Here is an 8,583-nt window from a genome sequence, read left to right as displayed (position 1 = left end):
CAGGACCGTCACCTTACGGCCGGCATGCGCCAGCTCGCGCGCCGCCATCAGGCCGGCCGCACCTGCGCCGACGATGACGATATGCTCTGTTATCTCCGGCATGGCCGCGCGCTACCGATTCGCGGCTAGCGGATCGTTCCTGATCAGATAGCGGAGCAGCAGGACGCCGCCGCCGAGCGCGCGCGTGCTCTCCAGCGTCATCGCGGCGATCGGCGCGCGCTTGTCGCTATCCGCCTCCGTCGAAGAAAACACGAAGGGCGCGCCCGTTGCACCATCGACCGCGGGGCTGAGGATCAGGTTGAATTCGTCGATGAGACCGGCGCGCAGGAACGCGCCATTGGCAACGCCGCCGCCTTCCACCAGCAGGCGCTTCACGCCGAGCTCTCGGGCGAGAATGTCCAGTGTCAGCGCCAGATCGATCTCGGACTTGCCGGCAAAGATGTAGGACACGCCCTCGCCGCGCAGGCCGGCGAGATGCGAATCCGGCACGCTCTCCGTCAGCACGACGACGATCGGGTCGCCGCCGATGTCCGAGCGGCCCCAGCCAATCCTGCCTTGCGCATCGAGCACGACGCCATAGGTTTTCGCGTCGCGCCGCGCGAACCAGTTTTCGCGCGGCAGTTTCGCGTCATTCGTCACGGGATATGGTTTGCCCTTGGCGAACTCCGACCCGGTGACGCGGCCGATCACCCAGGCATCGCCGCCGAGCTCGTCATGGATCTTCTCGAACCAGTCCGTCCCCGCCCCCTTCGGGCGCCAACGGCTGGGGTGGGTGCGGCCATCGAGGCTGGAGTGCATCAGGCAGATGACATACGGTTTCATGCAAGCCTCCGGGCAGCGCTTCAGGCCGCTGATCCATTGCCGGGCGCATTCTCCTTGGCGCGATCGTTGACGATCGCCGCGAGCGGATTGAGCTCCGGCGGCGCCACCAGCTGCAGCGTGTTGGTGTCACGATGATTGAACGGCGCGCCGCGCACGAACAACTCGGTCTGGATCAGATAGGTCCAGCTGCCGTCGTCGTTGAAGGTGATATCGCAACGGTATGCATCGGTGCGGAAAGCTTGTTCCAGAAAATCGGTCGAGCAGATCCCGTAGGCGGTGTCGCCGCGCTTCGCGGTGACGGAGATTGTCCTGTCATCAGGCCCGGCCTTGCCCGAGGCCAGCAGCACCTGACCGCGCGGAATGGCCAGCGTCTGCATGATCAGTCCGGTCGCGGGCTCCCACAGCCAATAGCCGACCTGGTCGTGGAAGGTGATGTCTTCCTCGGGCGTGTTGATGTGGATGTGATAGCGCAGCCCATAGAGGAGCTGCGGCCCGTTGGCCTGCGGATCGATCGGGTCCATGCGGATGCGCTCGATGAACGTCCGCCGCTCCGGACCCTCCGCTTTCGGATTGATGTCGATGCCCTTGTCCGCCTGCCAACGGCCTGCGAGGCGGCGGAGCGGGCCGAGATTGGCGAGGCCGTCGGGCGAGACGTCCTCGGGCTCGGTGAAGATGTCGGCGGGAATGGGGAGCATGGCGGCCTCAAATCGTTGCGGAGGCAGCAATATCATGAGAGCGCGGGTGTGGCTCGTGCTCAGACCTCACAATCGCGAATGACATAAGCCCCATGCGCAGGTGATCGTCGAGCTTCATGTGAGGCGAAACGGAGCCGAACCGGCCTGGTTCGGCTCCGCCGCGGGACGCCTAGTGGCGGTGATCGCGGACCTCGGGATGAGTGCGGTGGTCCCTGACGATGGTCTGACTGCGATGGTCGCGCACGACGGGCGGGTCGCGATGATCGCGCACGATGGTCCGTGCGCTGGCGGGCGTCACCGCGCTTGCCAACGTGATCGCTGCGAAAGCCACGAGAATGTAATTGCGCATCAGTCTTGTCCTTTGCCTGGTGGATCACTGCGAGCCACCTGACGCAAAGCTAGATTGATCGAACGGAATGATATGTGTCGACGATCACGAATGCTCGTCGATGCGACGGCGAACGTGCATCGTCCAATCGGAGGAGAGGCCACGCCGCGACCGACACGATCTCGCATGTTTCGGCTGCGCCCTGCAGAGCCGGCCTCTCCAACGCTAGCCGCCCTGCTACTTCAACGCCAGCCCGCCGATAACGCCACGCTGCTGCAATACGCCGAGGTCTTGCCCGGGTTGAGTTTATCGCCGCCGCAGCCGAAGACCGCTCTCAAGCCGCTTCGGACACTGATTTCGCACGCTCCTCGAGCACGCCGATCGTGGAGACCAGATTGTCGCGCCGCGCTCGAAGGTTAAGCGCAAGCAGCGGATATGCCGGCTCGTGCACGTCAAACACACCGGATTTGGCCTCCTCCTCGAGAATATCGGTATTCAAGAGCCGAACGCGCCACCATAAATCGGCGATCAACGCGTCGAGCCGGAGTTCACCAGCAGCACCAGAACGGGACACTTCCTGCATCGCTTGCCTCAACCTGAAACGGCCTCCCTGCTGAGGCCTGGATTTGGCGTTGACTGAGCAAGCGGAGTGCCAGGAATGGAGGGACGAGATCCGGCTCGTAAATTAGCTGCGCGGCGCGATGCTTCGGCCTCAGCGGAAGTCGAACGCACCAGGTGGCCAATCCCACCCTTGTGAGCCATTAATAATGCGAGACAATTTTGGCGAAGGGGAAAGTCGCCTGCTCAGCTTCCTAGTCACGGACGCAAGGGTTCCAGTGCCGCGCCACGATGACAAACGCCGGAGGCATTCGACTTTATGATTTGATTTCCACTGCATCCCCGCCGTCAGCGGGTCTGCGCGCTGCGGTCGTAGCCCGCTCTGCCGCGCGCGACCTGTCCCCACTCGCCCCGTCTCACGCCACACGTCGTCTCCGGCGCGCCACGGGGACTTGCCAGGACAAGCCGGCGAGCGGCACTGGTTTGCTGAAGTGGTATCCCTGGCCGAGCGGGATGCCGAGTGATTGGAGCCGTCTGACCTGTTCGGAGGACTCGACCCCCTCGGCGACGATCGACAGCTTCAACGTCTTCGCGAGCTGCACGATGGACTTCAGCACGGCGACGGTCTCGCAGCGATCGATCCTGTCGATGAATGACTTGTCGATCTTGACCTTGTCGAACGGAAACGCCGTCAGATAGGACAATGACGAGTATCCGACACCGAAATCATCGAGGGCAATGGAGACGCCGAGCGCCTTGAGGCGCTGGAGCGTCTTGAGGTTCTCCTCACTGTCGGCGAGAAATACGCTCTCAGTGATCTCGAGCTCGAGCCGGGTTTGCGGAAGTCCGCTCTGCGCCAACGCAAACGTCACGGTATCGACGAGATTGGTGCCGGCAAATTGCAGGGCGGAGAGGTTGACAGCGACCTTGACGTCGGCCGGCATGCTCATCGCATCGCGACAGGCCCTGGCGAGCACCTGATTGCCGAGCTCGACGATCAAGCCCCCCGCCTCCGCCACCGCAATGAACTCCGCCGGAGGAATGTAGCCCCTGCTGCTGTGATGCCAGCGCGCCAGGGCCTCGACCGATTTTGCCCGACCGGTGCCGAGCTCGATCACGGGCTGATAAAACACCTCGATCTCCTCGCGCCAGATCGCTTCACGCAGCTCGATCTCGAGCACGTTGCGCTGATCCGCTTCGGCCTTGAGCTCCGCCGAATAGACGTGGAAGCAGCTTCGGCCGGAATTCTTTGACCTGTAGAGCGCAAGATCGGCGTTGCGAAGTATCTCGTCGACCCGCGTGCCGTGCTCGGGCACGAGCGCAAGGCCAATGCTACAGCCGATCACGACGGGATGGCCATCGATGTGATAGGGCTCGGCGATGGCCTGGACCAGCCGCGCCGCCAGGCTCTCAGCGCCGTCGCGCAACGCGGCCCGGCCCGGCGCCACGATCACGGCAAACTCGTCGCCGCCGATTCGCGCCGCTGTATCGACGTCGCGAATTTGCGCCTTGATCCGGTCGGCAACCTGCTTCAGCAACGCGTCGCCGCATTGATGGCCAAGCGCGTCATTGACGGACTTGAACTTGTCCAGATCGAGCAGGAGCACCGCGAACGCGGGCTCCAGCCGGCGCGAGCGGGCCAGCGCCTGGTCGATGCGCTCCTTGAACAGGTTGCGATTGGCAAGGGCGGTCAGGCTGTCGTAATGCGCCAGCCGCTCGATGCGGTCCGCCGACGCCTTGCGCTCGGTGATGTCCTCGTGAGTAGCAACCCAGCCGCCACCCTCGCGCCGGCCGTAGGAGATGTAGACGACCCGTCCATCCGGAAACTGCACGGTGTTCGATATCTGCTCCGACTGGACGAGCCGGTTCTTCAAATCGACGAGGTACGCCTCGACGTCGAGCACGGCGGTCTGCTTGGCGAACACCTCCCGGAAGTCCATGCCGATCCGAATGTCTTCCGGTACGAGTCCGTACAGTTCGAGCCACTGCCGGTTGAAGGCGATCAGGCGGTCACGGCCGTCGAACATGCTCAAGCCCTGGGGAAGGGTCCTGAGCGCATCCTCGAACTTGCTGGCAAAATCGCGCAGCTCGCGGTGGGCGCGATTCAGCGCCTGCTGCCGCCGCCAATGGAATGTCGTCGCGGCCAGGATGATGAACGTAAGCAGCAGCGCGCCGCCGAGATAGACCTTCTGCCTGAAGGCGGAGCGGGAATAAATCTCCTGCTCCGAAATGCCGACGGTGAAGATGAGCGGAAACGCGCGCGACCTGCGCGCGGTGATCAGCCGGTCGCTGCGGTTCGGTCGGTTCTCGTTCCAATATTGCACATAGAAGCCGTCCCCCAGCTCGCCCTCGACGCGGCTCGGCGCGCGTTGTCCCAGCACGGAGCCCTGGTCCACGCCACGGGCGGCAAGCACGACGTGGTTCGCATTTCTGAGCACCAGCGTTCCTCCGACGCCGAGCTTTGCGGTGTCGTAAAACCTGCCGACGACGTCGACGCTGAGCGAGCCGACGACCACGCCTAACGGATTCCCGGCGAGGTCGAACAGCTTTCGCGCGAGCTGGATGGTCCATTTGTGCGACGCCCGCCCCAGCACTGGGGTGGCGACGTAGAGCCGGTCATCGGCTTGCGCCATGACGTTGATGAAGTGCTCGCGATCGCCAAGATAGAGCGGCGGGCCCGAATAGCCCGCGGTCGTATTGATCATGTAGCCGTCCAGTCCGATCAGCGCGAACTGAACCACGTCGCCGGTCGCAATGCGGGCCTTGTCGGACCATGACTTCAGACTAAAGGTGAGCGGTTCCTGAGCGTAGAGCGTTCGCACCACCAGCAACGACTGATCGACGCGCTCGAAGATGCGTTCGGTGTTTTCCTCGAACAGTTCGGCGACGCTGTCGCCGTGCGACCGCGCCTGCCCGACCGCGTCCGCCCGCTCCGATGACGTAATCGCGATGTAGCCGATCCAGACCAGGGGCAGGAAGAAGAATGCGATCTGCAGCGGGGCATTGCGCAGAATCGTCAACGCCGCCCTGCGAATTGATCTCGCGAGCATCATCCTGCCCACTCCCCGCGTCAGCCACAGGGGCAGAGCAGAGCTCATCGCGGAAAATAGCACCGGCTCCCTCCGCCTTGCACCGGGACGGCCACGGCCGGAAACCGGACGCGGGCCTGTCCATGGCCCCGAAGTTAAGCGGGACAGCCTTAAATTTCGGTTGGAACAATGCTCAATTCTTCGGCTTGCGGCTTCCGTATGATCACGGAAGTCAGACGTTTTTGAGCAACCGGGCGATATTGGCATATTGGGAGCAGCATTTGAGCGGCCCCCGGTTCCGGGCCTCACACCGCGCGCGCAAGAACGATTACGCCGGACAGGACGAGGATCGCGCCTGCCGTATAGCTCAATCTTCGGCCGAACGGCAGCAGCTTCTCTCCGGCGACATAGAGCATGATGCCGACGATCCAGACCAGGTTCATCACGCCGCCGACAAACAGCAAGACCATCAGAAACCAGCAGCAGCCGACGCAGTAGCTGCCGTGGCGCAGCCCCATGCGGAATGCCCCGCGCGTGCCGGGCCGCCAATGCCGGCTGAGAAACAATAGCGGGCTCTCGCAGTACCTCAGGCAGGCGTGTTTGAGTGGCGTGAATTGATAGAGTCCCGCGGCAAGCAGGATGACGCCGCCCAAAACCGCGCTGGTGCTTGCCATCGCCATCGACAAGAGGCCGAGGCGCTCAAGCAGCCATTGCGCCAGGACTGCTGCGAGACTGAATCCTGCCCATGTCACGAGGTACCCGGCGAGAAAGATCCAGGCATCGATTGCGGCGCGGGGTGCCGTCTCGTGCTTGTGCCTGACAGTCGCATACAAGAGGACGGTGGGCGCCGCGCTCGGCGCCATCATCGCGATCATCATCACCCACCACATCGCGAACAGCAGCGCGGCAGAGCGCAGCGTCCATGGCATGGGGGCCATGTCCGGCATCTCGGCCATCATGTCGGTGTCCATGCCGGCGCCGCCCGCGAGATAGGCCCAGGCGAGCGCCGCCACAGCGGCAGTCCCGATCGCGACGATCAAGCGATCGCGGGAGAGCAGGTGTTCCAGTATCGCACGCCCGTGCATTGGTTGACCGCCAGCGCAGTGACGAATCCGGGAGTCGGCCCCTCATCCTTCGCGACGCGCGTTGTCGCGCTCCCCCGCAACATAACGTGCTGACACCGATGGTACGGCCTCGGTGTCAGCGCTGCATCACGCCGCAACGCCCTCGGGCGTCTGTACGACATTGGCGAGCGAGCTGTGCGTGCCCTGGGTCTCGAATAGGATCGCGCCGGTCGAGCGGATATTGGCGGACGCGACCTCGGCAGCTCTGTGCTCGAAGCCCTCGGGCATGACCACCTGAACTCGATGTGGAGCACCGGTCACGGGATTCTTGATCGGCTCCACCTCGGTCTCGAGCAGATCGCCGGCGACGAGTTTTGCGACACGGCCATCCTTGTCGAAGGAGAATTCGAACGGCGCGAAAACCGGATCGTGAATCGTCGTTACGATCAGGCTGAAGATGTGGAACAGCGTGCCCTCCGCCGAATGCTTGCCCGACAGAATGTTGAACAGCGCCTGTCGCTGCTCCGGCGTGGCGCGCTGGTCGACGATGGGCTGCATCTTGCCGTTGCCTTGATGCAGCGCGCCCGGAAAATCCACCACGACCGCAAAACAAATGCCGTCGAGCTTGACGCCCTCAAAATGCCCCGTCGTGATCCGCATGCCGACCATGCCTTTGCAATAGCCGAGGGTCGGTAGAGCGTTGAAATCGCAGGGGCAGCCAAACGCGCAATTGCAATTCTTCATCCATTCGCCTTCGAGACGCCAGTCCGATGCAGCCATGACACATCTCCCAATGTGAGCGGGGACAGCGGCAGCCATTGACGAATCTGTTCGGCGTTCTTGTCGAGCCGAAGCGAAAAGCGCGCGAGCGGGATCGAATCCGATCAGAAGGCCGGCATCGCAGAAAAAGGTACGGTGGCGAGCTGCCGTTTACCGTCCCAATGGCGAGGGATCATATCAGCGGCAGCCGGTCTCGTATAGCGAACCAGGATAGTGGCTCGGGATCGGCCCGCAGCTGGGAATGTCGTCAGGGAATGGTGCCCAGGGGCGGAATCGAACCACCGACACTGCGATTTTCAGTCGCATGCTCTACCAACTGAGCTACCTGGGCGTGCTGAGCGAAGGACCCAAGGCCCATCGAGCGGGCGGTTTATAGTGGGCTCGGGGCGGCCTGTCCACCCGGCTTCGCCAAGTGGCTTCGCCGGGCGCGGCCCGGCTGTGCACAAGGTGGGACGGGCTTGCCGCGGCTTGCGGGCGGCACGCTGGCCATCCAAGCAAAGCGTTGATATAATTTAACTATTCGACGTCATCCACGTCGTCGTCGCGGCCGGGGATGACGTAGGAGCCTTTCAGCCAGCGATTCAAGTCGACGTCGCGGCAGCGCGAGGAGCAGAACGGACGGGTGGCCTCGGACTGCGGCTTGCCGCAGATCGGACAGGTTTTGAGCGGGCTGGCGGGATTTTTGACCTGGTCGTCCATGATGTCGGCGGCTTGCACGGGGTGAAACGGTTCAAGAGCCTGTCGGCAAACAGGTTCCCTGGGCGGCGGCGCATGCGCCCCGCCCGGCCATTCTACTTTGCATGGGGTTGTTTTCGCGATTTTTGTTGGGCCGCGGCTTGCCGGCTCACACCGCGGTGGTGGCGTTGAGCCAGCCGAAGCGGATCGGGAAGCCTTCGCCGCCGAGCAGCGTGGTGGTCTCATAGAGCGGCAGGCCGACCACGTTGGTGTAGGACCCCACCATCTTCACCACGAAGGAGCCGGCGATGCCCTGCACGGCGTAGCCGCCGGCTTTGCCGCGCCATTCGCCGGAGCCGATATAGGCCTGGATGTCGTCTTCCGAGAGGCGCTTGAAGCGGACGCGGGTCTCGACCAGGCGCTGGCGGAAGGCCTCACGCGGCGTGACCAGACAGATCGCGGTGTAAACGCGGTGGTTGCGGCCCGACAGCAGCCGCAGGCACTGCGCGGCCTCGTCCACCAGATTGGCCTTGGGCAGAATGCGGCGGCCGACCGCCACCACGGTGTCGGCAGCGAGGATGAAGGCGCCGCGCAGCTCGTCGTCGAGCTGCACCGATTTCAGCGCCGCATCG

10 protein-coding genes and 1 tRNA gene are annotated in these 8,583 nt (G+C 63.6%); all 11 read right to left on the bottom strand.

Annotated features, from left to right (window positions below):
• Positions 1-102 (bottom strand): FAD-dependent oxidoreductase (locus tag MOV74_RS23965; protein ID WP_246928001.1); only part of this gene is annotated, 102 nt, incomplete at its 3' end.
• Positions 103-111: 9 nt separating this feature from the next.
• Positions 112-822, bottom strand: a complete 711-nt coding sequence (locus MOV74_RS23960; protein ID WP_246927998.1) for a dihydrofolate reductase family protein — start codon at positions 820-822, stop codon at positions 112-114.
• Positions 823-842: 20 nt separating this feature from the next.
• Positions 843-1,517, bottom strand: a complete 675-nt coding sequence (locus MOV74_RS23955; RefSeq protein ID WP_246927996.1) for an FABP family protein — start codon at positions 1,515-1,517, stop codon at positions 843-845.
• Positions 1,518-1,686: 169 nt separating this feature from the next.
• Positions 1,687-1,866: a hypothetical protein gene (locus MOV74_RS23950; protein ID WP_246927994.1), complete on the bottom strand. Its 180-nt coding sequence runs from the start codon at positions 1,864-1,866 to the stop codon at positions 1,687-1,689.
• A gap of 313 nt (positions 1,867-2,179) precedes the next feature.
• A complete protein-coding gene (locus MOV74_RS23945; RefSeq protein WP_246927992.1) occupies positions 2,180-2,428 on the bottom strand; it encodes a hypothetical protein in 249 nt (82 codons plus the stop codon).
• A gap of 391 nt (positions 2,429-2,819) precedes the next feature.
• Positions 2,820-5,423, bottom strand: coding sequence for an EAL domain-containing protein (locus MOV74_RS41040; protein ID WP_309486832.1), 2,604 nt, complete (start codon positions 5,421-5,423; stop codon positions 2,820-2,822).
• A gap of 314 nt (positions 5,424-5,737) precedes the next feature.
• The gene (locus MOV74_RS23925) at positions 5,738-6,517 is read right to left on the bottom strand and encodes a DUF2182 domain-containing protein (protein ID WP_246927990.1); all 780 of its coding nucleotides are present in this window, start codon (positions 6,515-6,517) and stop codon (positions 5,738-5,740) included.
• A gap of 126 nt (positions 6,518-6,643) precedes the next feature.
• Complete coding sequence (locus MOV74_RS23920; protein ID WP_246927988.1) at positions 6,644-7,276, bottom strand: DUF1326 domain-containing protein; 633 nt, start codon at positions 7,274-7,276, stop codon at positions 6,644-6,646.
• A 255-nt stretch (positions 7,277-7,531) separates the two neighbouring features.
• Positions 7,532-7,607 (bottom strand) — tRNA-Phe (locus MOV74_RS23915).
• A 185-nt stretch (positions 7,608-7,792) separates the two neighbouring features.
• A complete protein-coding gene (gene yacG, locus MOV74_RS23910; RefSeq protein ID WP_246927981.1) occupies positions 7,793-7,975 on the bottom strand; it encodes a DNA gyrase inhibitor YacG in 183 nt (60 codons plus the stop codon).
• A 145-nt stretch (positions 7,976-8,120) separates the two neighbouring features.
• Positions 8,121-8,583: Maf family protein (locus tag MOV74_RS23905; protein ID WP_246927972.1), on the bottom strand; the 463-nt coding region annotated here is incomplete at its 5' end.

Origin of the sequence: Bradyrhizobium sp. SHOUNA76 (assembly GCF_023006445.1) — a bacterium.
Lineage (GTDB): Bacteria > Pseudomonadota > Alphaproteobacteria > Rhizobiales > Xanthobacteraceae > Bradyrhizobium.
This window is presented reverse-complemented; position numbering and strand designations above follow the sequence as displayed.

Coding starts and splice junctions, on each gene's coding strand:
- MOV74_RS23960 (WP_246927998.1), bottom strand. CDS start 822: ATGAAACCGTATGTCATCTGCCTGATGCACTCCAGCCTCGATGGCCGC.
- MOV74_RS23955 (WP_246927996.1), bottom strand. CDS start 1,517: ATGCTCCCCATTCCCGCCGACATCTTCACCGAGCCCGAGGACGTCTCG.
- MOV74_RS23950 (WP_246927994.1), bottom strand. CDS start 1,866: ATGCGCAATTACATTCTCGTGGCTTTCGCAGCGATCACGTTGGCAAGC.
- MOV74_RS23945 (WP_246927992.1), bottom strand. CDS start 2,428: ATGCAGGAAGTGTCCCGTTCTGGTGCTGCTGGTGAACTCCGGCTCGAC.
- MOV74_RS23925 (WP_246927990.1), bottom strand. CDS start 6,517: ATGCACGGGCGTGCGATACTGGAACACCTGCTCTCCCGCGATCGCTTG.
- MOV74_RS23920 (WP_246927988.1), bottom strand. CDS start 7,276: ATGGCTGCATCGGACTGGCGTCTCGAAGGCGAATGGATGAAGAATTGC.
- yacG (WP_246927981.1), bottom strand. CDS start 7,975: ATGGACGACCAGGTCAAAAATCCCGCCAGCCCGCTCAAAACCTGTCCG.